The following is a 26,040-nucleotide window of genomic DNA, read 5'->3' on the forward strand; positions in this document are numbered from 1 at the left end:
GGAGAGGGGGGCGCAAGGTTAAGTTAGGTTTAATTTTTGCGCCCCTACATGGCAATCAAAATAAAACGGGTGGATAGGGGGGTAAAGAATTAAACAACAATGATGTTGTTTTTTTTCGGTGGATAGGGGGGTAAGGAATTAAACAACAATGATGTTGTTTTCTTTAGTTCAAGGGTTAAGAATGTAATTGATTAAGCCTGGTGCAATGAGGACTATCACAATAGGGTGAACATACTTTCATGATGACACTAGACGGGATTTAAATGCAGAAATACTTAGCGTTTTTTAATCTTTGGTTTTGGCTTCATTAATCGTAATCATTGATTACAATTGCTTACATTTTGAGCAAAAAATGGGGAATGGGCAATAGGGAACAGGCAATGGGCAAGGGAGAGCGGAAATTTTCGCTTTTGCCCGATGATCTAGGGGCGAAAAATTTTTCGCCCTCTGGGGTTTCGGAAGATTGGCGCAAAGCTTGTTATAACGGAGCCAAAGCGTGAGGGCAATGGTGTGATGACGAGTACAGTGCGGATTAGTACCTGGCGGGTGTTGGGGGTGGCGGGGGTACAGGCGGCGATTACGTTGGGGTGGGTGTTGTATGCCCTCTATTTGCCCCAGTTATTGGAGAGTTTGGGCTTGGCGGCGGAATGGGCGGCCAGGTTGCTGCTGATTGAGCATGGTTTAGAGATGATCATTGAACCCATCGTGGGGCGGATGAGCGATCGCGCCCAGCGCAATTTAGGAACCCGCTACCCCTGGATTGTGGCGGGGGCCTTGGGGGCGGCGACTTGTTTTATTGGTTTTCCGTTGGTGGTGTTGTGGGGGGGGGTTGCCCCTTGGTTGTTGATTGTGGTGGCTTTGGCTTGGGCTTCGGCCATGGCGGTGTTTCGCAGTCCGGTGATGTCCTTATTAGCCACCGCTGCCCCGCCGTTACAATTGCCCCTTGCTGCTGGTGCGTTAACCCTGGCCCAACAGGTGATTGGGGCGTTGCGGTTTACGGCCTTTGGGTTGATTTTGAGCTTGGGGCCGGGGTTTGCCTTTACGTTGGGGTCGGTGGTGTTGTTGGGGGCGATCGCCTTTCTCCGTTGGGCCATTCCCCCCCAACCTGATGCCTCCCCCGATGAAATTGAGCCTTCCCCTCACACGCTCCAACCCCTACAGATCGTCCTAATCATTGGCTTGGCCCTCTCCCTAGCCTGTAGTGTGCGGTTTAGCTTTGGCACATTAGGCCCGGCTTTGGGGGCAGTGTTCACTCCTGATCAGAAAAATCTGGGGATGACCGCCTTTGGTTTCACCATCGCCCTTGCTGCTTTGCCGGTGGGGTATCTGGCTACCCGTTGGGGCAATGGGGTGACGATGATGCGGGGGGCGATCGCCGTTGCCCTTGGTTTATTAGCTTTAGCGTTCCTCCCCCAGGGGGCGGTGGTCGTGATTGCCTTAGGGGCCGTCGGGGTGGCCCTTAGTGGGGTGCTTAATGGTGCGGTTCCCTTTGTGCTCAACCTTGTGCCGGGGGAAGAGAAGGGGTTTGGCTTGGGGATTTATTTTGGGGCTTTGGGGGGCGGTTTCAATTTTTTCAGCATCTTGACCCAATCCTTGGGGACGACGGCACAGGTGCAGGGGATAGCGGGGGCGATCGCTCTTTCCCTCCTAGCGGTTTGTGTGGGGATGAGCCAAGGCAAGGAAACGGCGGCGAGTTGAGGGTTGCGAGTTAAACAGAGACTTGATAAATCGCGGGTTGATAGGTGGGTGCTGGAATCGCTTTGCCTGAGGCTTTGACGGCTTCAAGCCATGCGGTTTTAGCAATCATTACTTCGTGGAGGGCAGCTTCAGGGGTTTCGCCCAAGGCAGAGCAAAATTTCAGGTCTGGGATATCTGCCACATAGCAGCCATCTTCTTCGCTATAAAAAATATTGATGTGGTAATCCTTCATGGGTCGTCTTGATTGTCGAGGGTAAGATTGTGCTGTTCGACAATGGTCAAGAATTGGCGAATTTGATAGCGCTTGGCTTGGCCATTGACATTTTGGAGGTTGAGAATTTCTGAGAGGTTGGGATGCTCGAAGATGTGGTGGCTACCACGCACCCGCGATAATCGGAAGCCAAACGCCTCAACCAATGTCACCATTTGATCAAAGCGAATATTCTTGGAACCTGACAAGAGGCTTCTTAATAGCTTCTCCTTTTTTCCCATTGCCTTCCTATAGGAAAAACGCCTGAGAACCCCGTGCTTTTAAGCCGGGGATGAAAGGCAGCGGCAGGCTTGAGCCTGCTAGTCATGATAAAATCAGATATATAGCAATCCTATTTGATTCATGAAATAACTATTGTTGCTGGGCAAGGCTTTCAGTTATCTTTTTGTTCAGCAATCACGTCGGATTGCTATAGCGCGGAACTTAGTAGGAATTACCGACTACGTGTGGAACCATTCCTAGTACGGAGAAATCCCGGCCAGTAAGACACCCTCGGCGTTTTCGACCGAGAAAGACTAAGGCACAGGCAAGTAATGGCAGGATGGGGAGCGTACCGAACTGGCTGAGTGTTGGACTCACAAAGGGCAGCGCAATGACAAAAACAAACGTAAGCACAATCCCAGCAATGGGTGAGTGTCTAGGGGCGCTTTGACTCGTCCCACTCAGATTCGATTCTGGGTGACAGCTAAAAAGAGCGAAGCCGCATCTCTTGAGAGTGCGGCGTAGCATCCGATTAGAATCCCCGCGCATTTATGCCGGGGAGTAGTCAACCTAGCGACAATCAGGCCAGAGAACCCCCCCTGTGGGGGATTAGCCCAAAGCTAAGGTAGGCTAGATTGCTGTGGCTCTTGTTTGAGAACTTATGGATTTACTGCGATCGCTCCCCATTGGCCTCTATCTAGAGGAGCCTGTCACCTGGCTACACCGCCTTGATCCGAGGGTCAAGCTCGGTTGGTTAATGACGTTCCTAATTGCGCCGGTCTTAGCCAACAACAGCTATCGCCTTGGCCTCGTGATCTTGCTGATCCTCCTCACCCTCACCGCTGGCATTCCTTGGCGGGCCTGGAAACAGCAAATGGGCTGGCTCTTAATCCTCGGTAGTTTGGCCTTTGTGATTACCTGCATCTTTGACGATGGCCTCGCCCTCGTTAGTCAGCCGCGCCTCCCTGCCCTGGAAATCCCCGATATTGAACCCACCGGCCTCCAATTTAGCGACTATAGCGAGATGCAACCCACCCCCTACCGCTATGTTCTGCTCACCTTGGGCCGAATCACCGTCACCCGCCATTCTTTTGATCTCGCCACCCGCTTTGCCACACTCCTGTTCACACTGATCTATAGCAGCAGCCTTTATCTCTTGGTGACAGCCCCAGAGGAAATCACCGTTGGATTAGAGGCCATGCTCAGTCCCCTCAACCGTTTCAAAATTCCCGTTACGGAAATTATCCTCACCCTCACCCTGGCCCTGCGGTTTATCCCCCTCGTGTTGGAAGAGGTGCAAAACCTATCGCGATCGGTGCGGACAAGGGCGATTAATTGGAAAAAAATTGGTTTAAAACAGACGGCCCAAATTTGGCTTGTGGTGGCGGAGCGGTTAATCGAAAATCTGCTGCTACGGGCGGAACAAATCGCCCTCGCGATGAATGTGCGCGGTTTCACCACCCCCAACACCCATCAGGTGCAATGGCATCAATTACAACTGCGAGCCGGGGATGGAGTGGCGATCGCCCTCCTCTTGCTCCTTTGGTGGGGCCGGCTTACCTTAGGCTGGTTAGTTTAAAAATCCCCGCGCTAAAGCGACATAGAGTTGAGTTTCTTGGTAAAGGGGAACTCCTCAGCAGCCACAGGGCTTTCAGACGCCCGCACTATTTTCGTAAGATTCCCCCACATCTTCGGGGCGAAAGACTTTTCGCCCCGATATCTACACAATCTGTTGAAGCGGATTCTAGATTAGAACTTATGGGCGTGCAATACCTCCATCACATCACAAAGATAGGCAATGCCGGAATAATTATCAAAAAATTGGGCTGCCACCTCGTCAGAAATTTTCACTGCCATTTCTCGGTTAGGGGTAAGGATCTCGAACTTGATATTCGAGTTCGTGTCGGAAACGCTGGGTTGTCCCGACGATCGCACATTACGACTGCCCTTACCACCAGCATCTACCACCGTGTAACCGGTAGCCCCGGCTGCATCGATGATCTTGCCGATCTGTTTCAGCAGTACTTTTTCCGTGACGATGACAAGCTTACTAGCGCGTTGGGTCATTTAAGTTACCTCTTGATGCGTTTTATTTTGACAATTCAAGACAAGACCTCATGATCTTACCTTGAACCCTATTTTAAAATAGATGCCTTTAAGTTTATGCCAAAAGTTGACAAATCTACTAGCCTCAATGGACTCAGATTAGCGGAAGCATTTTATAAAAAATACTTATCTCTTAATCGGGATGACTCCCATTGAAATTGCCGTAAAACTACTCTAGTTGCAGAGTTCCCTGCATGGTTAAGCATTTTTGCTGAGGCTGTCGTCGTGAGGGTAGTGATTATCTTTGCGAAGGCAAAGGCTAAGGCCATGCAATCGGAATTGACCCCAAAATTCACCCATCTCTTTAAATAAAAGGAAAACTTATAGCTTAAATTTAACATTTCCATGGAGGGCGATCGCCTATGGTTGTGCATTTGACGCTAGACTGAATTCCATCAAAATTCGGGACTGAATTAATTTTCCCCTAGGGAATGTGCTGCGACATACCAGCATATCCCCATCCCATAGAGCCGCCATTTTCGCGCTACTTACAGGTTTTTAACTCAAACCTGTGAGGAACGGATTATTGCGCTCCTAACTTTTTAAAGCTCGCTTATCACAATCATTACTCCTCATCATGAGGGGGAAGGAGGTATTCTTGGATTTTCTATCCGATTTCTTGACAGGCTTCGTAAAACAGTTACAGTCCCCAACCCTCGGCTTTCTCATTGGTGGTATGGTGGCCGCCTCCCTGGGTAGCCGCCTGGCAATTCCCGATGCGGTCTATAAGTTCATCGTCTTTATGCTGCTGATGAAGGTCGGCCTCACGGGTGGACAGGAAATTCGCAATGCCAATTTGGTGGAAATGCTCTTGCCCGCATTGTTTGCCGTGGTGACAGGGATTTTGATCGTGTTTCTCGGACGTTACACATTGTGTAAACTGCCCCACGTCAAAATGGAGGATGGCCTTGCCACAGCAGGCTTGTTTGGTGCGGTGAGTGGCTCTACCTTCGCCGCTGCGCTGACCCTTCTGGAAACGGAACAAATTCCCTATGAGGCTTGGTCTGCGGCACTCTATCCTTTCATGGATATCCCGGCGCTGGTGACAGCGATTGTGTTAGCAAGTATTTATACCAACAAGCAGGAATATCGCAGTAAACGGGAGTATTACGGCGAGCAGGGCATTGTTGCTGAAGGGTATCCCAGTAAGCAGCCGGAGCGGGTCAAAGTATGGCCCATTGTCCAAGAAAGTCTCCAGGGTTCTGCCCTGTCGGCACTGCTCCTCGGCCTCGTTCTTGGTCTGGCCACTCAGCCGGAAAGTGTTTACACCACCTTCTATGATCCCCTGTTTCGCGGTCTGCTGTCGGTGCTGATGTTGATCATGGGGATGGAAGCTTGGGCAAGACTCAACGAATTACGGAAGGTGGCCCATTGGTACACGGTCTATTCTGTGGTAGCCCCACTGTTCCACGGGCTGATTGCCTTCGGTTTTGGTATGATTGCCCACTACCTGACGGGGTTCAGCCTTGGCGGTGTTGTGGTTCTGGCGGTGATGGCAGCCTCTAGCTCAGATATTTCAGGGCCGCCAACCTTACGGGCAGGTATCCCAGCGGCTAACCCTTCCGCCTATATCGGTGCGTCCACAGCCGTGGGTACACCTGTGGCGATCGCCTTGGCAATCCCCCTCTATATTGGGCTTGCGCAAGCATTGACCGGCGGCGGTTAAACCCTGATCCGTCCAGGGGACAATGACGAAAAAGCCAGGTTTCCAACCTGGCTTTTTTTGATCAAATCCGCTGAATCCAATGCGGTAGGGGCGCAACAATTAAACCCGTCACCCCTACAGCCATCAATGCCACAAGCTAACGAACCGCGAGGTTAATTAAACTCATGGAGCCAGCTTCAGGGTTAGATACGATAATTTGCCGCCGTTGGGAGAGGAGTTCAATCCCCTCTGGTTCTAATTCGGCGGCCCGATCACTGCCCACAATGCTCGGATTGAGAATCACAGTATCCAGGAGTTGGATATTGCGCGGATTGGTGACATCGTGGATCGTGACGGCATCGGAACGCTCGATCGCCACCGCTGCTAAGGTACGTCCTGCCACCGTTCCCACCGAAACCACCTCCGGCTCTGGCCCCTTACTACTACAGCGTTGGGGGAGCTTGAGGGCAAGAATGCTGTCTTCAATGGTATTGCCGCTATCTCCGAGGAAGGCCCCAGTGCGGGCATCAAAGGCGCTGATGCTGCGGGTTCCATGGGGACTCATGGGGGTTCCTTGATAGCTTTGTTGATTCACGGCGGTGAGATTATCCTCATCGGCAGTGACAAAAAAGCGACCATCGGGGGAGAGGGCGATCCCATCGGGTTCACGGGCGGAGGTATATTCCTGGCGGAGGCTGAGATCGTAGCTGCTAGCGCGACAATTGCCGGTGCCGACGGCATCGCTCGTTAAACCTAACCCGGTGCGAATCCCTAAATCAAAATTGGTGACACGGAAGGCGCGGGGGGTTAAGGGTTGGGGGAGGCGGCGGGGGACTTCGATGCGGGCGACGGCGTTGTTTTCCTGCAATGTGGTGACGATAAACGAATTATCACGGGCAATGCGCACCGTTTCCGGTTGGGGGTCATGGGGGAAAAAGGGAATCCCGGCGGCGGGGATGGGAATTTCCACCTGGGTCATGGCGGCGGGGCCCTGACGCAGATCGATAATCGAAACCGTCCCGGCGCGGTTGTTGGGATTGGTTAAATCCTCTTCGTTTTCCTCATCCTCATTGGCGACAGCGGCATATTGCCCATTGGGGGCGATCGCCACAGAATCCGGCCCCCGGCCCACCGTAACTTCCCCTAAAACCCGCAAATCCGGCAGGGAAAAGGCCACCACTTTGCCCGGCACTTCATCAAAGGTTTCCAGGTTGGCATCATCATGATCTTTGACCCCAGCAAGGGCATAACGACCATCAGGGCTAATGGCCACGCCGGTAATTTCCGCTGCACTGGAACCGACAGGGAAGTTTGCCGGTTGCAGGGTTGCGCTTTGCTCGACACGGAGGTTATTTCTACCGATCGCCACCACAGAAATACTCTCACCCCCCGCCACAACTGCCCGTTGGCCATTGGGGGCAGTCGCTAACATTTCCGCCCCCTCTAAATCCGTGAGGGTAAAGGCCAGGGTTCCCCGGATCGATGGGGTTTGGGCAGGGCTGGGTTGGCTGAAAGTGAGGATTAAGCTCAGGCTCAGGAGGGCGATCGCCCCCCACAGCAAGGGCGATCGCCGTTTGCCCTGGCTTAAACTTTGAATTAAGTTGATCATAAAATCTCAAAAACAAGCCTACGCGGGTAATGTACGGCCCCATGTCCAACCCTTGGGTAAAGGCGAGAATAAGCCAAGATTAAGGGCAATTCCTGAAACGTCCTGTGGCACAATAACCATTGATCTCGCCCCATAAATCTCCCGTGAATATCGCCTTTATTATTGACCCCATCGCCAGCCTTGACCCCACCCACGACAGCACCGTTGCCATCATGGAGGCTGCCCATCAACGGGGGCATCAGGTGTGGATCACGACGGTGGATCTGCTCACGGTACAAACAGGGGAAGCTTGGGCCACCCTTACGCCAGTCACGTTCGATCCTGTGGTTTTAGTTGAAGGCCGTTGGCAGGCTCCTGATCCTTGGTATCAATTGGGAACTGCCCAATTCCAACCCCTCACAGCGATGGCAGCGGTGTTCATGCGTAAAGATCCGCCGGTGACAATCCCTTACCTTTATGTGACGCAAATTTTAGACCTGATCGATCCGGCGAAAACCTTGGTGGTGAATAATCCCAGGGGGTTACAGGCGGCCAATGAAAAGCTCTACGCCCTCAATTTCCCGACGGCGATCCCCGAAACGATTGTGACGGCGGCCAAAGCGGTGATTTTGGATTTTGTGGCCCAGCAGGGGGCGGCGGTGTTGAAGCCCTTGGCAGGGAAGGCGGGGGAGGGGATTTTATTTTTGGAAAAGGGCGATCGCAATCTCAACTCCTTAATTGAAATCAGCACCCAATGGGGTAAGCTCCCCGTTATGCTCCAGCAATACCTCCCCGCCGCATCGGAGGGAGATAAACGGATTATTTTGCTCAATGGGGAGGCGATCGGGGCAGTGAATCGCATTCCCACCGGAGCAGATTTTCGCGGCAATATGGCCGTAGGGGGCCGGGTGGCCAGCACGGTGATCACCGAGCGAGAGCAGGAAATTTGTGAGCTAGTCGCGCCCCGTTTGCGCGAAGATGGCCTTTATTTCGTCGGCCTTGATGTCATCGGCGGCTACCTCACAGAAGTCAACGTCACCAGTCCCACCGGCATTCGGGAAATTGACCGGCTCCATGGCCTATCTTTGGGACAGCAGGTCATTGAATGGCTGGAAACAGCAAGGAGTTAACACCATGGCCCCCATTCCAGAGCAATCTCGCACTTGGGCAATGTTTTGCCACCTTTCCGCCTTAGCTTGGATTCCCCTCGCTGTCTTGGGGCTACCCCTTCCCTTTGCTTCCATCCTGGCCCCGTTAATCCTTTGGGCGATCCGCCGGGAGCAATCCGAATTCATTGATTACCATGGCCGCGAATCGATGAATTTTCAAATTTCGATGTTGATCTATGGCTTGATTTTGGCCATGATTGCGGCGGTGCTTTTAGTGATCGGCATCATTATTTTTGGGGTGGAGGATGGAGAATCGCCTTTAGCGGCCCTGGGGTTAATTTTCGGGGTGACGCTAGGGATCGGTTTACTCGTGATCTGGGGTGTGGTGCAAACGGTTTTTGTGATTTTAGCCGCTGTACGGGCTAATCAAGGGGGCTGGTATCGGTATCCCTTCACTCTCCGCCTGATCCGCTCCGTTGATTATCAAAAGGATGATCTGGATTAGGGCGCTCCCTCTTGACTCTCCCTTTAAGGGGAATGTTTTACGCTGAAGAAGCGAACCACATTCCTAAGAGCATATGTTTTTACAATCACCCCGGCAGATGGCGCTGCTCACTTTAACCCTGCTCACCTTGGGAACAGGTTTAACGGCCTGTGGTAATCCCTCCGGCGAGGAGATGGCTGTGGTAGATACTCCCATGGATGCAATGACGATGGATCATGGGGCGGGCCATGGGATGGATTTGGGGCCGGCGGATGGCCAGTTTGATTTGCGGTTTATTGATGCGATGATTCCCCACCATGAGGGGGCGGTGATCATGGCAGAAGCGGCTTTAAAAAACTCCCAACGGCCAGAGATTCGCGCTTTAGCGGAGGCAATTATTGCCGCCCAAGCGGTGGAGATTGAGCAAATGCGGGACTGGCGAGCAGCATGGTATCCCGATGCGGGCGATCGCCCCTTGGTTTATCACGCTGAAATGGGTCACATGATGCCCATGAGTGAGGCGCAAATTGAAGCGATGCGCATGAGTGTTGATCTCGGCCCCGCTGATCAGGAGTTTGATTTGCGGTTTATTGATGCGATGATTCCCCACCATCAGGGGGCGGTTGATATGGCTAAGGATTTGCTGGCAAAAACGGAACGCCCGGAAATGTTGGCGTTAGCGGAGGCAATTTTAGCCAGTCAAGGCGAAGAAATTGCCCAGATGGAAGCATGGCGGCAAGACTGGTACGATTAGGGAAATGCCTCTTATTGAATCTCACCCCCATTTAAGAAATCGATGAGCGCTGTAATTACCCTCGAAAATGCACAGTTAGAGGCGGAAGTCCTCAATGGTGATCAGCCCGTGCTGGCCTACTTTTGGGCGGCTTGGTGTGGCCCCTGTCGCCTCGTTTCGCCCTCCATTGAGGCGATCGCCGCTGACTATGGCGATCGCCTCAAGGTGGTGAAGCTCGAAGTAGACCGCAACACCGATGCTGTTAAACAGTGCCAAGTGGAGGGCGTTCCCGCCCTACGCATTTTTAAGGATAAAACCCTTGTGGCCAGCCATGAAGGGGCGATCACCAAGCCCGCGATCCTGAACTTCCTGAATGCCCACCTTTAAATTAGCCCTGCTGCCCTTAGTCAAAACTAAGGGCATCGTTTCCCGCCCTTGATCTTGTTATGGAATTTGCCCGCCGCCTTGAACCCCTCCGTGCCAATGTCTTTGCCGATATGGATCGGGCTAAGTCTGCGGCCATTGCTGAGGGGCTGAACATTTTAGATCTATCTCTGGGATCTTCAGATCTGCCCACCGATCCGGTCGTTTTGGAGGCGATCGCCACCGCCCTCCAAGATCCCACCACCCACGGTTACGCCCTTTTCCACAGTACCCAACCCTTCCGGAAAGCCGTCGCCCACCACTACAGCCAACGCTACGGTATCCCCATCGATCCGGAAACGGAAGTTTTGCCCCTGATCGGTTGTCAGGAGGGAACCGCCCATTTACCCCTAGCGGTACTGAATCCGGGGGACTATGCCCTGCTCCTCGATCCCGGTTATCCTTCCCATCAGGGGGGTGTGGTGTTAGCGGGGGGGCAAATTCACCCGATGCGGTTGCGGGCGGAAGAGGGCTTTTTACCCCAGTTTGGCGAAATTCCGGCGGATATCCTGGCTCAAGCAAAATTAATGGTGTTGAGCTATCCCCACAACCCCACGACGGGGACGGCTTCCCTTGCCTTTTTTAAAGAAGCAGTGGCGTTTTGTCGCGCCCATAATTTGGTGTTGGCCCATGATTTCCCCTATGCAGATTTATTTTTTACCGGCGATCGCCCCCCCTCCATTCTCGAAGCCGACCGCGAAAAATCCTGCTCTATTGAATTTTTCACGTTCTCCAAGTCCTATAACATGGGCGGTTTTCGCATTGGCTATGCCGTGGGCAATGGGGAAATAATCCGCGCCCTCCGTCAAGTGAAAGCCACCATCGACTTTAACCAATATCGGGGCATCATGGCGGGGGCGATCGCTGCCCTCCATAGCGATCAAGGTTTAGTACAAGCAACGGTGGCAACCTTTGCCCAGCGGCGGGATTTTATGGTGGCGGCCTTGGCCAAGATCGGCTGGCCCGTCCCCACCCCCACCGCCACGATGTACCTTTGGGCCCCCTTACCGGAACCCTGGCAACAGGATTCGATCAAATTTTGTATGGATTTAGTGGCTAAAACCGGCGTTGCGTTAGCCCCTGGTGCAGGGTTTGGCCCCAGTGGGGAAGGCTATGTGCGTTTTGCCTTGGTGCATGATGTGAAGGTGTTGGAGGAGGCGATCGCCCAGATCCAAACATTTCTCCAAACCCCTGAAGTCCATTAACATAAAGGCAAATTCAGGCAGTTCAGGAGCGGGAAAGATCATGAAACTTAAAACGGTGCTGTCCCTAGCCGGGGCAACGTTGCTCCTCAGCCTTTGGCCCCGTGCGGCCCATGCCGATATTTTTGATGCGATCGTCATTTGCCAAGTCACCGGCATTCGCCAAGGCCAATTAGCGGTGCGCCCTGCCCCCCATGGCCAACCCTTTGCCGGTTTGGATAACGGCAACCTTGTCCGGGCTTTTGGGGGAACCCTCAGCGAAGAGGGGACGGTATGGTATGAAATTAAGGTTTTGCAAGGGCCAAACCCCCAAGTTGAAGGTCGGCAGGGGTTTGTCAATGCTCAATATTTGCGTTGCCGTTGGTATGGCGAAGATGGAACCCTGATCCGCGAAGATTAACTGAAAAAGTCCAGTGTGTTGAAACGGTTGTTAAACAAAGGGAACGTCAACAACAGAGCTTTAATCCACATCGGCGCAAAGTAAAGACTCAGGAGCAGGCCAATAATGGCGATCGCCCCTGCACTGACCTTGACGATTTCTTCTTGGGTGCTGATGCGGAGGTAAACGGCAAGGGAGGCAACGGATAAACTGATCAAAAGCGGTGCAATCATCATGGTGTTATGAAGATGGAATCAGAAGACGCAAATAGAGGCGCAATGCGTTCCTTCGGGCTTAAGCCTACTTCCGTCTCCTCACCGGGGGAATCAGGCTTTTCAACGATCCTGATGGATAGGAGGAGATGAACGTTGTCGTTACATTTACTTATCTTTACTGAGATATAGGAGATTAGTCCCCACTTGTCAAGGGGTTGTTCCCGATTCTTGGGAATTATGTGATGAAAATCACATAATCAGGTCTAAACTGATCACATCCCAACCGCCAAGCCATCACAACCCAGGTCGATCAGATTCACAGGGCCATAGGGGGGTTTATCACCCGCAGTGCAGACAAAATCACCGATATTGGTGACAACCCCAATTCACCCTAAGGAGCAGTCATGTTGCCTGCATTGAAACTCCTCCCTGGCTCTATTTCTGAAATGCTTGCCACTGCCCGGCAAACCGGTCAACTGAAACGGGCTGACCAGTACGGTTTGATGGCGGCATTGCTAGAAGAATCTTTAAGTGAAGATGAAACTCGCGCCATTAACCGCCTGTTACGCTCTGTGAAACAGGGCAAAGTGGAAGTCCGCAACGACCTCTAAACTCAGATCTACTACTTTAAACCTTTTTTAAAAAAACGCCTTTAACCCCCCTCACCGCCATGCAAACGCCCCTCGCCTGCCGCTTCCTCCAATTCCTCCAAGACGAACTCGCCATTCCGCCTGAATCTTTGGCGATCGCCACCCGCCGCCACGACCCCACCCCCAACGTCCTGCCGATGATCCTCTGGCAATACGGGTTAGTGACGTTAGAACAAATTGATCAAATGTTTGATTGGCTGGAAACCGCTTAAACCGCTGCTCAATCGTTAGCCCACAGAGGAATTGGACTGAAGTCTGTAGGACAAACAGTGAAGGTCTAAACTTCGTGGGTCTACCTTGATGGGGGGATCACCTGCGGCGGTTGGAATGCGTGAATTTCGGTGAGGACTTTGACCCACCCGGCGACGAGATCGGTAAGGATCTGGTCGCCTTTTGCTGGGGTCGCTACGGTGGGATCGCCAATGACACCGCTTTTGCTGATGTCCTGTGTCACCCAAGCAAAGGGTAACTGGCCCTCTAAACTGAGGAGGCTATCAGGGGGTAAATCGGGGGGATATTCTCGCACAGCCTGATTCATGCGTACCTGCTTCGGTAGCAACTTGAGCATGAGGCTGGTTTCGGCATCGCCAGCATGGATGCCTTGCTCCCGTTCGCGATCGCTCAATAATGCCCCCACTTGGTTCGGCACGCGCCACACAAACAGGGGGAACACCAGTAGATCCCCATATTCCTGATGGAGATCCCGCGCTGCAATTTCCAGGATTTGGGGTTGGCCGCCGTGGGCATTGAGGAGAACGAGCTTGCGGAACCCGGCCCGGTAGAGGCTGGCGGCGACATCGCGGATCACGTTGAGGAGGGTTGTGGCGGAAAGCGTGATTGTGCCGGGAAAATGCCAATGCTCGTTAGATTTGCCATAGTACAGGGGGGGGAGGCTATAGGCGGGGATGGCGGGATCGAGGGCGGCGAGGGTATGGCCGAGGACTCCGGCGGCGATCGCCGCATCTACCACCAGGGGCAAATGGGGGCCGTGCTGCTCAATCGCCCCAATCGGCTGAACAATCACCACATTGGCTTTATCCGGCATGGCGGCGATGTCTGTCCAGGTGAGATAGGGGAAAAAACGGGCTGGGGGGATAAAACCGTGGATCATGGTGTGGCTACGTCTTCAGAAAATGGTGCAATGGGTTCGCTACCGCGTTGGCGGAGGGGCGAAAAATTTTTCGCCCCTACAGGGTTGCAATTTTGAATAAATTGAGCTTACTGATCACAAAAATTTGTAATGATTAAAGTGTAAGCTCCCAACAGACGAAGCTTTGTAAATCTATGAAAAATTTAATTGCAATGGGGGGGATCAGGGGGCGATCGCCCCTGAAATCTTTGATAATAAAGGTATCGAAATCAATGTTTTAGTTGTTCTATTTAACCCATTTCACTCAAGGGAGGCGGCCATGATGAAACTTACTCAAATGCTCCGGGATGCGGGTCAATTTGTGTCTGAGGCGATCGCTCGTTTGTTTGCCCCTAGTGATGCATCCTATCCTGAAATTGGCGTGCAACCCTTTTCCGGGGAACTGCACCACAAAACTGTCAAGGCTGATTGGTAGTTTTGTTTGACTGGAATAAACTCTGCGGGGGCGAAAGATTTTTCGCCCCTACATTTGTTTTGGGGCTATTTGCCCAAGGCTTTGACAACCCCAATCCCCCCGAAATACAGGCACAACACTGCTCCCGCCAATAGGGATTGGGTGATGGGATCGGTGGAAGGGGTGAGGATTGCCCCTAGGACGACGGAAAGTAAAATCACATACCGCCAAGTTTTCAGCATTTGATTGCTGGAGACAATCCCCAAGTTGGCGAGGATATATTGCAGCACCGGCACTTGAAACACCAAGCCAGTGCAAAACATCAACAGCAAGACAAAATCAAAATAGGACTCAATCGACCAAGCTTGCTCCACCACATCACCGCCATAGCTGATGAAGAAGGAGAGGGCCGCCGGAACTAATGCCCAATGGGAAAAGGCTAACCCCGTAAAGAACAATACACTGGAACCAAGAACCGCAGGCCCTAAAAGATCCCGTTCCCGGCGGGTTAAGCCCGGCAGAATAAACTGAATGACCTGGTAAAGGATAAAGGGGCTAACGAGGATCACCCCCACCAGGGCCGCGACCTTGAAGGAAACAAAAAAGAATTCACCAGGAGCCAGTTGCAAAAAGCGAACGTCACCGGCGGGGGCTTCGAGCCAAGCGACAAGGGGGCGCACCCAGATAAAGCAAGCGCCACAGGCAACGGCGATCGCCAACAGAGAAGCAAAGATCCGCCACCGCAGTTCCTCCAAATGCTCCGTCAGGGTCATCTCGACATCATGGGGGGGATCATTGGGGTTTTCGGTGGGTTCCAATTGGGGTTTGGTGTCAGCAGCAGCCATAGGATCTTGCAAGTTCAGGGCGTTGGCCTATTGTACCGAAGGGTTGAAAATTCGGGGCTAAATCCCCTCAATCAGCCATTCGGAGGCGCGATCGCCTAAATCAATGGGGATGCTCACCGCTTTGCCCAAGCGGGGCCGCTCACGGGTTTGGGCCAGATAGGTTTCCACCTGGGCGATCGCATCCCAGGCGTTGAGGTAGTTGGCGACCGCATCGAGATGGGCAAAATATTCCGCCTCACTCATGGGGAACGAAGCCTGTTCCCGGTACTTCCACATCACTTGGACGTAGAGTTTTCCCTTGGTTTGGCGGACTTGGAGGGCATAGGAGCGGCCCCATTTCTGGAGCAGGAGTTGGTGAAGATCTCGGCCGGTCATGGTTTCAGGGGCGGCGATCGCGACTAAAGAGCAAGTTTAATCCGTAATCTGCGAGTTTTCTGCAATAATTTAACGAGTAACAAGGGTTTAACCCTGTTCATGATTGTTAATGATCACAGGGTTGCCCCAAACCCAGCAATGATCCATTTCTATCCCCGATTTTTCGAGGTTTGCTAGGACGTTCACCGTCGAACCCGGCTCCTCTGCAAAAGTATAAACATGATTTCTTGAGTTATGACACAACTTTCCGCCTCCTCTGATGCCCCCAACATGGGTCGTCGTCAGTTTATGAACCTGTTGACCTTTGGCACGATCACCGGCACAGCCCTGGGTGCATTGTATCCAGTGGTGAAATACTTTATTCCCCCGGCTAGCGGTGGCGCGGGGGGCGGTGTAACCGCTAAAGATGCCCTGGGTAATGATGTTTCGGTACAAGAGTTTGTAACGGGCCGTAAAGCGGGCGATCGCGCTCTCACCCAAGGTCTCAAAGGTGATCCTACCTATTTGATCGTCACCGAAGAAGCCGCCATTGCTTCCTATGGCCTCAACGCCATTTGCACCCACTTGGGTTGCGTTGTGCCTTGGAACAGCAGTGCCAACCGTTTCATCTGCCCCTGCCACGGTTCCCAATACGACAATGAAGGGAAAGTGGTGCGCGGCCCTGCCCCCCTCTCCCTCGCTTTGGCCCATACCGAAGTCGTGGATGATCACGTCGTCCTCACCCCTTGGACGGAAACTGATTTCCGTACCGGCGAAGATCCCTGGTGGGCTTAACCCCTACCGTTTAGGGAGGAGTGAGAAGTGAGAAGTGAGAAGTGAAAAAACTCTTTCCTCTCTTCTCTATCCTCTTTCCTCCAAAGTTGTTGAACTATCCCTTGATTTAGGACTTGTTACCGTTCCGATGAAATATTTGTTTAGTAATGCCCTGCGCCGGGTCGCCCAAACCCTGAGCATTGTTCTACTGGCGATGGTGGTGTTTTTGGGTTTCAATGCCCAACCCGCTGCGGCTTACCCCTTCTGGGCCCAAGAAACCGCCCCCGAAACCCCCCGCGAAGCCACAGGCCGGATTGTCTGTGCTAACTGTCACCTGGCTTCTAAACCTGCTGAAGTTGAATTGCCCCTGTCCGTCACGCCGGATACCGTATTTAAAGCCATTGTTAAAATTCCCTACGATCTCTCTGCACAACAGGTGTTAGGGGATGGCTCTAAAGGGGGCCTGAATGTGGGTGCGGTGTTGATGTTGCCCGAAGGCTTCACCATTGCCCCTGCCGATCGCATTCCTGAGGAAATGAAGGAAGAAGTGGGTGGAGTTTATTTCCAACCCTACCGGGAAGATCAAGATAATGTCTACATCGTTGGCCCCCTACCCGGTGAGCAATATCAAGAAATTGTTTTCCCCATCTTGTCCCCCAATCCCAAAACCGATAAGAGCGTCCATTTTGGTAAGTTTCCCGTTTACCTCGGTGCGAACCGGGGCCGCGGCCAGTTGTATCCTGCGGGCAACACGACGAATAACAATTCGTTCAAAGCCAGCGCTAGCGGCACGATCAGCGCGATCGCCCCTGGGGATGATGGCGGTTCTGTCGTCACCATTGCCACCGCCGAGGGTGCAGTGGATGAAGTGATTCCCCCCGGCCCGACGGTGTTGGTTGCCGTTGGCGATACCGTTGAAGCCGGTGCATTTTTGACCAATGACCCCAACGTGGGCGGTTTTGGTCAGGAAGAGGCGGAGATTGTCCTGCAAGATCCGGTGCGGATTCAGTGGCTCTTGGTGTTCTTGGCGGCGATCGCCCTTTCCCAAGCCCTCCTTGCCCTCAAGAAGAAACAAATCGAGCGCGTCCAAGCCGCTGAAATGGATTTCTAATCCCCAAATTAGCCCCCTTTTACAGCGCACAGTTTTAAAGCAGTTAAAGCTGTGCGCTTTTTTTGATCCCTCGGTTCGACTGCGCTCACCGAGCCAACGCTGTTCACCGAGCCAACGCTGTTCACCGAGCGCAGTCGAGGTGAACCCCCCCGTCCCTACTGTATTGATATCGATCACCATTACTCATGAAAGCCTTCGAGATTGCCCCCCCAGAAATTCCCGCCGCTGCTTGGCAACGGCCCATCGGTCGCGGTTGGGAGGCTCCCTATACTGTCCGCCGGGACAGCAATGTTGATGATGGCCCTTGGCATGGGATGCCCTTGGGGGGATTGGGGGCGGGCTGTATTGGGCGATCGCCCCGTGGTGACTTCAACCTTTGGCATCTCGATGGCGGTGAACATATTTTTAACCCGGTTCCCGCCTGTCAATTCAGCATTTTTGAGCAGGTGGGGGACAATCTCCCCCAAGCCTATGCCCTCAGTACGGAACCCCCCGCCGATGGCAGTTTGAACCGTTGGCAATGGTATCCCGCCGAAAAAGGCAGTTATCACGCCCTCTATCCCCGCAGTTGGTTCAAATATGAGGGGGTGTTTCAAAGTGAGATTATCTGTGAGCAGTTTTCCCCAATTTGGGCCGATTGTTATCAAGAATCCAGCTATCCCGTGGCGGTGTTTGATTGGACAATCCACAACCCCACGGATCAGCCGATCACGATGAGTATCCTGCTCACCTGGCAAAATATGGTGGGCTGGTTTACCAATGCGATTAAAAAGCCGACGGTGACGGTGCGCGATGACGGTAGCCCGGAATATGAATATCAACCCAAATGGCGAGACAGTACCGGGTCTTTTAATCAGTGGATTATGGATCATTACCGGGTGGGCTGTTTGATGAACCGGGTGCGGCCCCATGCAGAATTGCAAGAGGGGGATGGGCAGATGGCGATCGCCTCCATCACCAATACCGCTGTTGAAGCCTACCACCTGGGGCGATGGAACCCCGATGGCGATGGGGGGGAAGTGTGGGAGTTATTTTCCCGCAATGGGATGTTACCGGATCAGCAGGATGAAACCCCCGCCGCCCCTGGGGAGCAAATTGCCACCGCGATGGCAATCCGGTTCACGATTCGACCGGGGCGATCGCGCAAAATCCCCTTTATCCTCGCCTGGGATTTCCCGATCACCGAATTTGCCGAGGGGATTAGCTATTTCCGCCGCCACACCGACTTTTTTGGCCGCAGTGGCAATAACGTTTGGACAGTGATCCGCACCGCCTTAAAACATAGTGATATTTGGCGGGAAAAAATCCTCACCTGGCAAGCCTCGGTATTAGATCGCGAAGACCTGCCGGACTGGTTAAAAATGGCCCTGTTTAACGAGCTTTATCTGCTCACCGATGGGGGAACCCTCTGGACAGCCGGAACGGAAACCGACCCCATCGGCCAGTTTGCGATTTGGGAATGTGTGGATTACCGCTGGTATGAAAGCCTGGATGTGCGGCTTTATGGCTCCTTTGGGATGATGATCCTATTTCCTCGGTTGGATAAAGCGGTGTTAGAAGCCTTTGCCCGCGCCATTCCCACCGCCGACGCTACCCCCCGCATCATCGGCTACAACCAAGCCCCCGCCGTCCGCAAACTGGCCGGAGCCACCCCCCATGATCTCGGCGCTCCCAATGAACATCCTTGGGAAAAGAGCAACTACACCAGTTATCAAGACTGCAACCAATGGAAAGATCTGCCCTCGGATTTTGTCTTACAGGTCTATCGCAACTATCTCCTCACCGGGGCCGATGATGTGGAATTTTTGTGGGAATGTTGGGGGGCAATTCCCATTGCTTTGGACTATCTCAAAGGGTTTGATTTTGATGGCGATGGCATCCCGGAAAATTCCGGCGCACCGGATCAGACCTTTGATGATTGGCAGTTACGGGGCGTGAGTGCCTATTGTGGGGCGTTGTGGATTGCGGCCTTGGAGGCGGCGATCGCCATTGGCGTGATCCTCCTCGACCATCCCCCTGCTAATCCCCTCCTTCAACCCGCAGACTATCCCCACGGGATTACTCGTCACCTAGAGCAATACCGGGAATGGATCCGTCAAGCCCGGCCGGTATATCAGGAAAAACTTTGGAATGGGGAGTTTTATCGCCTCGATAGTGAGAGCGGCTCTGATGTGGTGATGGCGGATCAGTTGTGTGGTCAGTTTTATGCCCAATTATTGGGTTTGCCCGATGTGGTGGATCGCCCCTATGCGGAGTCAGCATTACGGTCGGTTTATCAAGCCTGTTTCCTGCGGTTTGCTGGGGGTCAGTTTGGGGCAGCCAACGGAATGCTCATCGATGGCAGTCCTGAAAATCCCAATGCCACTCACCCTTTAGAGGTGTGGACGGGGATTAATTTCGGGTTAGCGGCCTATTTGATCTTGATGGGGATGCGGGAAGAGGGGTTAACGATGGCGGAAACGGTGGTACGGCAAATCTACGAAGGAGGTTTGCAATTCCGCACACCGGAGGCGATTACGGCGGTGCGGACGTTCCGCGCCTGTCATTATTTGCGGGCGATGGCGATTTGGGGGATTTATCATGTGTTAACACCTTAGGGAGGGGTAGGGGCGAAAGGTTTTTGCGCCCCTAGAAGTTGGTGTTATTGGAGCGATCGCCATTCCGCAATCATTTCCGGGGCAATATTCAAGACAATTTCCGGCCCCTCCATTGTGGCTAAACTTAACTTTAACGGAATCGCCGGTTCTAACTTCATCAAAATTGGCCCTAAATCATATTGCCCGGAACTGGGCTGATTTTGGGTTGCATCGGTAAACATGACTTCAGAGCAATCAGTGGCTTCCCAGGTTTTGCCTCTGAAGTTGGTTAATTGTAAAGGTTGGGAGCGATCGAGCGTTGCTACCCCTGGAAAGCCGATCAAACGCAGATAGAAACGGTTTGCGCCATCGGGTGTTGTGCGCCGGAAGGCGATCGCCTGCCAAGTTTTCCCCTCCTGATCCTTCAAGGTTTGGCGAGATTGAACCACCACCTGCCCCGGTGCTTCCTCCAACTGGCGGAGCGCGGCTTGGGCGGGGGCGATCACGCCATCCCAGGCCAGCCCAACGGCCAACAGTCCAACGATGAACAGTGATCCCAGAAAACGTAAAAGCGGTTTCATGATCATGACTCCAAATTTGGGTTTTCAAAAAATAGGATAAAATTACAGCCGACATTCCGCAGGTTGCTCAATCAATGGTGCGTCAGCCGTTAAGCTACTCTTTTGCATCCTAGGTTACCAATCTGACGCACCCTACAATTGAATCGTAGGGTGCGTCAAACCAAATCAATGATGATGTTGATGGTTGAATTGTGTCTGACGCACCGTTCACTAGCATCATTAGTCTTAACCTGCGGAATGTATAGCAATAGTCAGTATGGTTAGGACGTTAAATCCGAAACCCTCTCCTGGTGGGCAATGTTCACCCGACGCGATGTCCTAACCTTCTTGGCTACTGCTATATGATTAGAGCAAGAACTGTGGCTGGATTGGATGCTGAATGTGCGTAGGGGCGAAAAATTTTTTGCCCCTACATTTGTATCTTTAATGAGTAGTCTCTGTTAAGGCTTTTTGCAAACCATCGGGAATGAAAACCGCATACATCCCTCGTAGATCATCCACATTAAAATCATAGGCTAAATCTTGAGGATAGGCATCCTTGACAAACTGAGGACGGCGCTCTTTCATGCCATGACAAACTAAACAACTGGATTCCACATTAATCCGCCGATAATAACGAGTTCCAGGCTGCTCATTGACGGTTTCTCGATCCCAAAAACCAATCAAAGTCGGCTCTTGATCAAACTTGGCTAAAGCCATCTCTGCATTGACATTATCCGGCGCGTGTTTCGGGTTGCGATACTTCGCAGCCATCTGTTTTACCTGCCAACCATGCTCTTGGCTGAGTTCCATGGCCCGCATCCCCACCGGACGACAAACTTCCTTCATCGTTTGCATCGTAGGAACCTCGGTGCTACCCTCCAAAGAAGAGGCTAACCCTGTACGCAGAGCATCTAAAGCTTCAATTTCCTGCACCGTTTCAGCCAATTGATCAACATTGGGAACAATGGGAGCAGCGACAGCAAGATCCCCACCTAAAATCTGGCTGAATGGGGCATTCCAACCCAGTGCAAATAGGCTAATTCCCAGCATAAAAACAAAGCGGAGCAAACGCTGAAATTTCATCTTTCCTGTTTCCTTTTATTAAATTTAGTTTTATTTGCATTAACCTGATCGTACCATTTTGTTCTAGAGCTAGATCAGATAAATTGTTAAGAAAAAATTATTATAGCGTTTTCGATGCTCATGAAGTCTAGCCCTCACCCCAAACCCCTCTCCCAAAGAGGGCGATTGGCTCTAGACTGTACCTCATCGACTGAGAAATTGCTATATTCAGTTCCGCCCCTGGAAGGCGCTGATGATAATTCTTGCGTTCTACATTTGCCATGATCTGTGAACAATGGCGATCTGAAGTATTAATCCAGCTTTAAACCCGTAGGGGCGAAAATTTTTTCGCCCCTACATCAAGGGTTTCGACTTTAAATAAATTGAGCTTATCACCTTACAGTTTGCTCATAAATCACCAAAAACTTGATCAAAGTCCCTCTCCCAAAGAAGGAGAGGGATTTAGGGTGAGGGACTGTCCTCGATAAAGAAGACCTAGACCTAAAGCGGATAGCGCGATAAATTTTGAACCTCTTGGTGTACCATCATACTGATTTTAAGGGTATCCGCTAAAAGTTGATGATTTTCCACTAAACCATAGGAGTTTTCATGGGACATTAATCGTTCTAAATCTTGCTCTAGCTGTTGTGAAATACTTTGTAAATCAATGTTTTGATCAAGCTTAGTTCTGAGCATTTGTTCTACTGTTATAGCACGAATTAAGCTTTTTTTGATTGTCTTCAGTAAATCAAAGGTCATTGCTTCAGTACCTTGACCCATTGGATTAACATCTTCAGCAGCATGATTTTCAGAAGATTGGAGTTCCTGCAAAAGATTTAGGGAATAAATAACCCGATTATATTTATCAATTTCTAGCAAAATCTGACTCACTGTTTTCATGGAAAGGCAGGTTTGTTTTAAAAAAAGATTCAACCCACCGAAGCAGCCCAAAAGTACAATCAATAAACTTAAGAACAAAATTGCTAATCCTTGGCCATCATTGGTAATGGCTGACCAAGAACGAGAAAGAATCAAGAAAATCGGGGTCAGCACAATAAAGCTAACAAAAAATAAAGAAAGTTCTGTGCTGAGGAGACGTTGCCGAGCTTTTGGGTTGCTCAGGATCAAGGCCTGATAAAAATCTAGCTTGAGATGGGTTAAAAGATCAAAGTTAGTTAGATCTTCAACCTCTTGAGTTGTAATCGTTAAGGTTTTAAAGGAATAATGCATGGTGGTTAAGATACACCCAATAACTGACCAATGAGTTTTAAGACATGGGCATAAAAATTGCTTTCGATTTGGCGAAAAAGCTGGAATGGACTATTGGGAGCACCAAAGAAAGGGCGTAATGTCCAACCCAATTGGCTACCCACAAAACCATATAAAAATAGCCATATTTTTAGCACGTTGCGGTTTTGAATTTGTTTTTCAGCGGGTTGATCATCAATAAATAAAACACTGCGATAGAAAAAATGGATTCCCACAATACCGGAGGCGGCGAGGATCAAGATGTTAAGAAACTGAAAGAATTGATAATCTGTGCTGGAGAGTCGGAAAAATAAAGTAACGGGGGCAAAGCCGAATAGCATTACTGCCATGGCGGCGGTGGCGGCAAGGAGCAGGGCTAAATATTGGCTAAAGGTGCGTTTTGAGCCAGAAATGACGTTGAAAAAGTAGAGGGTGGGTAGGCAAATAAAGAGGGTAAGGATGTAAAGGGCGGGGAGTTTGATGGCAGAGGCTAGCATTTGTAAGAGGCCATTGAATGAGCCGATGATTGCACCGTATATCCCTAGGAATATACAACTACAAATCATTAAGGATAAAATAATCGATTCTAGTCGTTTGCCTTCTTTGATGGTTTCGATTAATTGGGTACGATCGCGCAAAAATTGCATGAGCAGGTCAAAGTGATTCATAAATAAGCTTTGTCGTTTGGGGAATCTCTCAATTCTAATCAAGTTTGATGATAAAGCAAGGATTTGAGGGGCGATCGCCTGATTTTTAGCAAATTTTTAGCAAAACTTTTCATTTGGGTTCATCCCTCAGACGTTGAGGGCATGGTGCAATTCAGCCCATGGGCGGAAAAAAAATCGCGATGGTGGTGGGAAAGATCCGTTAGGATGGACGGGTTAGAGCGTGGCGATCGCAAGAGAGGGGCAAATGAACGGTAACGGTTTTAAATCCAATGGCAACGGACAACCCCAGCGCAAAATTATCAATCATTCCATTACCTTACCCCCCCTACCCCCAACCCAAGGCAGGATCAGGGAAACTTCTGCCCTCGTTCCCCAACGCGCTGCTCAAACCACCAACGCCCTGGTTTATCCCGAATTTGATCAGCCGGTCGTTTTGCGGCAATCCCACCGCTGGTCACGACTGATTACTTGGACGATTATCGGCGTGGTGACGTTTGGGGTGGGTTGGGCCTGTATTGCTGAGATTGAACAGGTGGCCACTGCAACGGGTCAGTTAAAACCCAAGGCGACGGTGAAGGAAATCCAAGCGCCTGCGAGTGGCGTGGTGGCTCAGGTGTTGGTGGCTGAAGGGGATTTTGTGCAGCCGGGGGATTTGTTGGTGCAGTTTGATTCGGGGACTGTGGAAGCGGAATTGCAGGGGACTTTATTGGTGCGGCGATCGCTGGTGGAGGAAAACCGCCTTTACCGCAATGTGATTGAATCTGGGGATGCGCGGGGCTTAATGCAGGCCATTGTTCGCCTCAACCTCCCCCCGGATGTGCAACAACTGACCCGCAACCGCCAAGCGGTGGTGGAGGAAAATCAGTTTTATCAGGCGGAATTGGCGGGGAATGGCCAGGGGTTGAATGCGGGGGATCTGGCTCGGCTCCAGACGGCTAATGCGGAATTGCGATCGCGGGCTAATACGGTGCGCCTCGATATTGCCCAACGGCAGGAACAATTACAACAAACCCAAATTAAACTGGCGGATGCGAGCCAAGCCTTAGCCACTGATCGCCGGGTGTTAGCAGAGATCAACGCCCGCAACCGTACCGCCATTGCCCAAGCAGCGGAGTCCCTCGCGTTAGAGGAAAATATGCTGGCGGATATGAGTCCCTTGGCGGGGGAGGCGATCGCCAATGTGCAAGTGGAGCAACAGCGACAACGGGCCAATGATCGCCGCGCTACGCTCCAAGAATTGCAGCGCAATGCCCGCATTGAAACCCAAGAGCAGGAGCAAAAAATTGCTAGTCGTCAGGCGGAAATTGAGCAACTTCAGAAGGAATTAAATCGTATTCAGTTGGATGTGGCGCGGGGGCGGGAGGAGTTGACGAATACAACGGCGAGTACACAGAAAAATGTGCGGGAGGCGATCGCCACCAATAACAAACGCATTGCTGATATTGATAGCCAACTGACTCAATCCGTCCTCAATGTGGTGGTGGCCAATGAAAAACGCCTCGCTGAAATGGATAGTAAAATCAATCAACTTCAGCAACAATTGCGCTACCAAGAAGTTCGAGCGGCTGTAGCGGGAAAGGTGTTTGATCTCCAAGCCTATAACGGTTTTGTCGCCAATACCAGTGATACATTACTCTCCATTGTGCCAGAAGATAACCTGATTGCTGAGGTATTTGTCACCAATCAAGAAATTGGCTTTGTGCGGGAAACTATGGCCGCTGATATTCGTATTGATTCCTTTCCCTTCAGCGAGTTTGGTGATATTAAAGGGGAAGTGATGTCCATTAGTTCCGATGCTTTACCGCCGGATCAAGTTTATAACTTCTTCCGCTTTCCCGTTAAGGTGAGCCTAGATCAACAGTTTTTACAAATCCAAGACCGGCAAGTTGCCTTGCAATCAGGGATGTCGGTGAGTGTGAATATTAAAATTCGTGAAAATCGCAAGGTGATTAGTTTATTTATTGAACTATTTACCAATAAGGTAGAAAGTCTTAAACGGGTGCGTTAAACAAATAAATTTTGTGATTCATGAGGTACAGCAGCAATAATTGCTGTACCCGCTAGGCAGATTTTCACGGGTGACTTGCTCAATTGCATCAGTCATCGCTGCAATTCTAGCAGTAGCCAAGGAGGTTAATGCAATCTCTGAAACTAAGGTGGAGCGGGCTGAATTCTGCAATACAAACTGAGTCTTAATCATTCTGCCTAGTGTTATCAATCCCTGTAGGTTCTAGCTCATTGCTTCCGTAGTATACTTTTGAGGATCAGGAGAGGGTTATGGTGGTTTGGGTTGTGGGGTTTAATGTGGCGATCGCCCTTTTGAATTGCTATCTATTCTGGAAAATTATCCAGTGGCGGCGCTGTTTGCGTTGTACCCACTACACCCTTACCCGCACGGAACGGCAAATGCGCCGCATCCTCACCACTGCCCCAAGGGTGATCCACCAAGGGCAACAGGGGGCCCAACAAACCCGCCTCGCCTACGCCCGGCTCCAAAGCCAAATCCAGCAACTTCAGCAACTCCTGAGCCTGCTGATCCTCGTGCGCAAACTCTGGTATCGCTATTAATGCCCACAGGGGGAGGGCGAAAA

29 protein-coding genes and 1 riboswitch are annotated in these 26,040 nt (G+C 51.5%); of the genes, 17 read left to right on the top strand and 12 right to left on the bottom strand.

Annotated features, from left to right (window positions below):
* The first annotated feature begins 513 nt into the window (after positions 1-513).
* Positions 514-1,698: an MFS transporter gene (locus VB712_RS15165; RefSeq protein ID WP_323256180.1), complete on the top strand. Its 1,185-nt coding sequence runs from the start codon at positions 514-516 to the stop codon at positions 1,696-1,698.
* Positions 1,699-1,708: 10 nt separating this feature from the next.
* Here VB712_RS15165 and VB712_RS15170 read toward each other — a convergent pair whose 3' ends face one another.
* Both VB712_RS15170 and VB712_RS15175 read right to left on the bottom strand, forming a co-directional pair.
* Positions 1,709-1,930 carry a type II toxin-antitoxin system HicB family antitoxin gene (locus VB712_RS15170; RefSeq protein ID WP_323256182.1) on the bottom strand — a complete coding sequence of 74 codons (222 nt, stop codon included), beginning with the start codon at positions 1,928-1,930 and terminating at the stop codon, positions 1,709-1,711.
* On the bottom strand, positions 1,927-2,157 hold the full coding sequence (locus VB712_RS15175) for a type II toxin-antitoxin system HicA family toxin (protein WP_323256184.1): 231 nt from the start codon (positions 2,155-2,157) through the stop codon (positions 1,927-1,929). The genes VB712_RS15170 and VB712_RS15175 overlap by 4 nt, the downstream gene beginning before the upstream one ends.
* Positions 2,158-2,831: 674 nt before the next feature.
* On the opposite strand from VB712_RS15175, the gene VB712_RS15180 reads away from it, so the two are divergent.
* Entirely contained in the window at positions 2,832-3,749 is a 918-nt protein-coding gene (locus tag VB712_RS15180; RefSeq protein WP_323256186.1) for an energy-coupling factor transporter transmembrane component T family protein, read from the top strand.
* A 170-nt stretch (positions 3,750-3,919) separates the two neighbouring features.
* On the opposite strand, the gene VB712_RS15185 is transcribed toward VB712_RS15180, so the two are convergent.
* Complete coding sequence (locus tag VB712_RS15185; RefSeq protein ID WP_323256188.1) at positions 3,920-4,237, bottom strand: P-II family nitrogen regulator; 318 nt, start codon at positions 4,235-4,237, stop codon at positions 3,920-3,922.
* Positions 4,238-4,874: 637 nt separating this feature from the next.
* On the opposite strand from VB712_RS15185, the gene VB712_RS15190 reads away from it, so the two are divergent.
* The gene (locus VB712_RS15190; RefSeq protein ID WP_416236361.1) at positions 4,875-5,942 is read left to right on the top strand and encodes a sodium-dependent bicarbonate transport family permease; all 1,068 of its coding nucleotides are present in this window, start codon (positions 4,875-4,877) and stop codon (positions 5,940-5,942) included.
* A 136-nt stretch (positions 5,943-6,078) separates the two neighbouring features.
* On the opposite strand, the gene VB712_RS15195 is transcribed toward VB712_RS15190, so the two are convergent.
* On the bottom strand, positions 6,079-7,530 hold the full coding sequence (locus VB712_RS15195) for a hypothetical protein (protein ID WP_323256192.1): 1,452 nt from the start codon (positions 7,528-7,530) through the stop codon (positions 6,079-6,081).
* 143 nt (positions 7,531-7,673) lie between these two features.
* Between VB712_RS15195 and gshB the strand changes: the two genes are divergently transcribed.
* From gshB to VB712_RS15225, 6 genes are all read left to right on the top strand, one after another.
* Complete coding sequence (gshB, locus tag VB712_RS15200) at positions 7,674-8,639, top strand: glutathione synthase (protein WP_323256194.1); 966 nt, start codon at positions 7,674-7,676, stop codon at positions 8,637-8,639.
* 4 nt (positions 8,640-8,643) lie between these two features.
* Positions 8,644-9,123, top strand: coding sequence for a DUF4870 domain-containing protein (locus VB712_RS15205; RefSeq protein ID WP_323256196.1), 480 nt, complete (start codon positions 8,644-8,646; stop codon positions 9,121-9,123).
* Between the two features lie 73 nt (positions 9,124-9,196).
* Positions 9,197-9,856 carry a DUF305 domain-containing protein gene (locus VB712_RS15210; RefSeq protein WP_323256197.1) on the top strand — a complete coding sequence of 220 codons (660 nt, stop codon included), beginning with the start codon at positions 9,197-9,199 and terminating at the stop codon, positions 9,854-9,856.
* Positions 9,857-9,898: 42 nt separating this feature from the next.
* Complete coding sequence (locus tag VB712_RS15215) at positions 9,899-10,222, top strand: thioredoxin family protein (RefSeq protein WP_323256199.1); 324 nt, start codon at positions 9,899-9,901, stop codon at positions 10,220-10,222.
* A 59-nt stretch (positions 10,223-10,281) separates the two neighbouring features.
* Positions 10,282-11,463: an LL-diaminopimelate aminotransferase gene (locus VB712_RS15220; protein WP_323256201.1), complete on the top strand. Its 1,182-nt coding sequence runs from the start codon at positions 10,282-10,284 to the stop codon at positions 11,461-11,463.
* A gap of 40 nt (positions 11,464-11,503) precedes the next feature.
* Positions 11,504-11,860, top strand: coding sequence for a hypothetical protein (locus tag VB712_RS15225; protein WP_323256203.1), 357 nt, complete (start codon positions 11,504-11,506; stop codon positions 11,858-11,860).
* Here the strand turns inward: VB712_RS15225 and VB712_RS15230 are convergent.
* The gene (locus tag VB712_RS15230) at positions 11,857-12,075 is read right to left on the bottom strand and encodes a hypothetical protein (protein ID WP_323256205.1); all 219 of its coding nucleotides are present in this window, start codon (positions 12,073-12,075) and stop codon (positions 11,857-11,859) included. The genes VB712_RS15225 and VB712_RS15230 overlap by 4 nt on opposite strands.
* 41 nt (positions 12,076-12,116) lie before the next feature.
* Positions 12,117-12,209, bottom strand: a riboswitch (Glutamine riboswitch).
* 249 nt (positions 12,210-12,458) lie between these two features.
* On the opposite strand from VB712_RS15230, the gene VB712_RS15235 reads away from it, so the two are divergent.
* Both VB712_RS15235 and VB712_RS15240 read left to right on the top strand, forming a co-directional pair.
* Positions 12,459-12,665, top strand: coding sequence for a hypothetical protein (locus VB712_RS15235; RefSeq protein ID WP_323256207.1), 207 nt, complete (start codon positions 12,459-12,461; stop codon positions 12,663-12,665).
* Positions 12,666-12,724: 59 nt separating this feature from the next.
* Complete coding sequence (locus VB712_RS15240; protein WP_323256209.1) at positions 12,725-12,916, top strand: DUF2949 domain-containing protein; 192 nt, start codon at positions 12,725-12,727, stop codon at positions 12,914-12,916.
* An 80-nt stretch (positions 12,917-12,996) separates the two neighbouring features.
* Here the strand turns inward: VB712_RS15240 and VB712_RS15245 are convergent, their stop codons facing one another.
* On the bottom strand, positions 12,997-13,812 hold the full coding sequence (locus VB712_RS15245) for a creatininase family protein (protein ID WP_416236365.1): 816 nt from the start codon (positions 13,810-13,812) through the stop codon (positions 12,997-12,999).
* A 301-nt stretch (positions 13,813-14,113) separates the two neighbouring features.
* Between VB712_RS15245 and VB712_RS15250 the strand changes: the two genes are divergently transcribed.
* Entirely contained in the window at positions 14,114-14,269 is a 156-nt protein-coding gene (locus VB712_RS15250; protein ID WP_323256213.1) for a hypothetical protein, read from the top strand.
* A 65-nt stretch (positions 14,270-14,334) separates the two neighbouring features.
* Here the strand turns inward: VB712_RS15250 and tatC are convergent, their stop codons facing one another.
* Entirely contained in the window at positions 14,335-15,093 is a 759-nt protein-coding gene (gene tatC / locus VB712_RS15255) for a twin-arginine translocase subunit TatC (protein WP_323256215.1), read from the bottom strand.
* Positions 15,094-15,150: 57 nt separating this feature from the next.
* The gene (locus VB712_RS15260) at positions 15,151-15,468 is read right to left on the bottom strand and encodes a DUF3067 family protein (RefSeq protein ID WP_323256217.1); all 318 of its coding nucleotides are present in this window, start codon (positions 15,466-15,468) and stop codon (positions 15,151-15,153) included.
* Positions 15,469-15,702: 234 nt separating this feature from the next.
* Here VB712_RS15260 and petC point away from each other — a divergent pair, with 234 nt between their 5' ends.
* The 3 genes from petC to VB712_RS15275 all read left to right on the top strand — a co-directional run bounded on the left by petC (position 15,703) and on the right by VB712_RS15275 (position 19,929).
* The gene (gene petC / locus VB712_RS15265) at positions 15,703-16,242 is read left to right on the top strand and encodes a cytochrome b6-f complex iron-sulfur subunit (RefSeq protein ID WP_323256219.1); all 540 of its coding nucleotides are present in this window, start codon (positions 15,703-15,705) and stop codon (positions 16,240-16,242) included.
* Between the two features lie 127 nt (positions 16,243-16,369).
* Complete coding sequence (gene petA / locus VB712_RS15270; protein WP_323256220.1) at positions 16,370-17,332, top strand: cytochrome f; 963 nt, start codon at positions 16,370-16,372, stop codon at positions 17,330-17,332.
* 185 nt (positions 17,333-17,517) lie between these two features.
* Positions 17,518-19,929 (top strand): GH116 family glycosyl hydrolase, encoded by a 2,412-nt coding sequence (locus VB712_RS15275; RefSeq protein ID WP_323256222.1) that lies wholly within the window; start codon positions 17,518-17,520, stop codon positions 19,927-19,929.
* Positions 19,930-19,973: 44 nt separating this feature from the next.
* On the opposite strand, the gene VB712_RS15280 is transcribed toward VB712_RS15275, so the two are convergent.
* The 4 genes from VB712_RS15280 to VB712_RS15295 form a co-directional block, all read right to left on the bottom strand.
* The gene (locus tag VB712_RS15280) at positions 19,974-20,489 is read right to left on the bottom strand and encodes a DUF3122 domain-containing protein (protein ID WP_323256224.1); all 516 of its coding nucleotides are present in this window, start codon (positions 20,487-20,489) and stop codon (positions 19,974-19,976) included.
* Positions 20,490-20,912: 423 nt separating this feature from the next.
* Complete coding sequence (locus VB712_RS15285; protein WP_323256226.1) at positions 20,913-21,554, bottom strand: DUF3365 domain-containing protein; 642 nt, start codon at positions 21,552-21,554, stop codon at positions 20,913-20,915.
* Between the two features lie 480 nt (positions 21,555-22,034).
* Complete coding sequence (locus tag VB712_RS15290) at positions 22,035-22,763, bottom strand: hypothetical protein (RefSeq protein ID WP_323256228.1); 729 nt, start codon at positions 22,761-22,763, stop codon at positions 22,035-22,037.
* Between the two features lie 5 nt (positions 22,764-22,768).
* Positions 22,769-23,449, bottom strand: a complete 681-nt coding sequence (locus tag VB712_RS15295) for a hypothetical protein (RefSeq protein ID WP_323256230.1) — start codon at positions 23,447-23,449, stop codon at positions 22,769-22,771.
* Between the two features lie 244 nt (positions 23,450-23,693).
* On the opposite strand from VB712_RS15295, the gene VB712_RS15300 reads away from it, so the two are divergent.
* Both VB712_RS15300 and VB712_RS15305 read left to right on the top strand, forming a co-directional pair.
* Entirely contained in the window at positions 23,694-25,457 is a 1,764-nt protein-coding gene (locus tag VB712_RS15300; protein WP_323256232.1) for an HlyD family efflux transporter periplasmic adaptor subunit, read from the top strand.
* Between the two features lie 269 nt (positions 25,458-25,726).
* Positions 25,727-26,017, top strand: a complete 291-nt coding sequence (locus VB712_RS15305) for a hypothetical protein (RefSeq protein ID WP_323256234.1) — start codon at positions 25,727-25,729, stop codon at positions 26,015-26,017.
* Positions 26,018-26,040: the final 23 nt, after the last annotated feature.

It is taken from the genome of Spirulina sp. CCNP1310, from assembly GCF_034932185.1.
Classification (GTDB): domain Bacteria; phylum Cyanobacteriota; class Cyanobacteriia; order Cyanobacteriales; family Spirulinaceae; genus Spirulina.

Excerpts from the sequence above, each read along its gene's own strand:
- petC (WP_323256219.1), top strand. The coding sequence starts at position 15,703 with ATGACACAACTTTCCGCCTCCTCTGATGCCCCCAACATGGGTCGTCGT.
- VB712_RS15280 (WP_323256224.1), bottom strand. The coding sequence starts at position 20,489 with ATGAAACCGCTTTTACGTTTTCTGGGATCACTGTTCATCGTTGGACTG.
- VB712_RS15165 (WP_323256180.1), top strand. The coding sequence starts at position 514 with ATGACGAGTACAGTGCGGATTAGTACCTGGCGGGTGTTGGGGGTGGCG.
- VB712_RS15225 (WP_323256203.1), top strand. The coding sequence starts at position 11,504 with ATGAAACTTAAAACGGTGCTGTCCCTAGCCGGGGCAACGTTGCTCCTC.
- VB712_RS15295 (WP_323256230.1), bottom strand. The coding sequence starts at position 23,449 with ATGAATCACTTTGACCTGCTCATGCAATTTTTGCGCGATCGTACCCAA.
- VB712_RS15210 (WP_323256197.1), top strand. The coding sequence starts at position 9,197 with ATGTTTTTACAATCACCCCGGCAGATGGCGCTGCTCACTTTAACCCTG.
- VB712_RS15285 (WP_323256226.1), bottom strand. The coding sequence starts at position 21,554 with ATGAAATTTCAGCGTTTGCTCCGCTTTGTTTTTATGCTGGGAATTAGC.
- VB712_RS15305 (WP_323256234.1), top strand. The coding sequence starts at position 25,727 with ATGGTGGTTTGGGTTGTGGGGTTTAATGTGGCGATCGCCCTTTTGAAT.
- VB712_RS15240 (WP_323256209.1), top strand. The coding sequence starts at position 12,725 with ATGCAAACGCCCCTCGCCTGCCGCTTCCTCCAATTCCTCCAAGACGAA.
- VB712_RS15205 (WP_323256196.1), top strand. The coding sequence starts at position 8,644 with ATGGCCCCCATTCCAGAGCAATCTCGCACTTGGGCAATGTTTTGCCAC.
- VB712_RS15170 (WP_323256182.1), bottom strand. The coding sequence starts at position 1,930 with ATGAAGGATTACCACATCAATATTTTTTATAGCGAAGAAGATGGCTGC.
- petA (WP_323256220.1), top strand. The coding sequence starts at position 16,370 with ATGAAATATTTGTTTAGTAATGCCCTGCGCCGGGTCGCCCAAACCCTG.
- VB712_RS15195 (WP_323256192.1), bottom strand. The coding sequence starts at position 7,530 with ATGATCAACTTAATTCAAAGTTTAAGCCAGGGCAAACGGCGATCGCCC.
- VB712_RS15250 (WP_323256213.1), top strand. The coding sequence starts at position 14,114 with ATGATGAAACTTACTCAAATGCTCCGGGATGCGGGTCAATTTGTGTCT.
- VB712_RS15185 (WP_323256188.1), bottom strand. The coding sequence starts at position 4,237 with ATGACCCAACGCGCTAGTAAGCTTGTCATCGTCACGGAAAAAGTACTG.
- VB712_RS15230 (WP_323256205.1), bottom strand. The coding sequence starts at position 12,075 with ATGATGATTGCACCGCTTTTGATCAGTTTATCCGTTGCCTCCCTTGCC.
- tatC (WP_323256215.1), bottom strand. The coding sequence starts at position 15,093 with ATGGCTGCTGCTGACACCAAACCCCAATTGGAACCCACCGAAAACCCC.
- VB712_RS15300 (WP_323256232.1), top strand. The coding sequence starts at position 23,694 with ATGAACGGTAACGGTTTTAAATCCAATGGCAACGGACAACCCCAGCGC.
- VB712_RS15220 (WP_323256201.1), top strand. The coding sequence starts at position 10,282 with ATGGAATTTGCCCGCCGCCTTGAACCCCTCCGTGCCAATGTCTTTGCC.
- VB712_RS15215 (WP_323256199.1), top strand. The coding sequence starts at position 9,899 with ATGAGCGCTGTAATTACCCTCGAAAATGCACAGTTAGAGGCGGAAGTC.
- VB712_RS15290 (WP_323256228.1), bottom strand. The coding sequence starts at position 22,763 with ATGCATTATTCCTTTAAAACCTTAACGATTACAACTCAAGAGGTTGAA.
- VB712_RS15275 (WP_323256222.1), top strand. The coding sequence starts at position 17,518 with ATGAAAGCCTTCGAGATTGCCCCCCCAGAAATTCCCGCCGCTGCTTGG.
- VB712_RS15235 (WP_323256207.1), top strand. The coding sequence starts at position 12,459 with ATGTTGCCTGCATTGAAACTCCTCCCTGGCTCTATTTCTGAAATGCTT.
- VB712_RS15260 (WP_323256217.1), bottom strand. The coding sequence starts at position 15,468 with ATGACCGGCCGAGATCTTCACCAACTCCTGCTCCAGAAATGGGGCCGC.
- VB712_RS15180 (WP_323256186.1), top strand. The coding sequence starts at position 2,832 with ATGGATTTACTGCGATCGCTCCCCATTGGCCTCTATCTAGAGGAGCCT.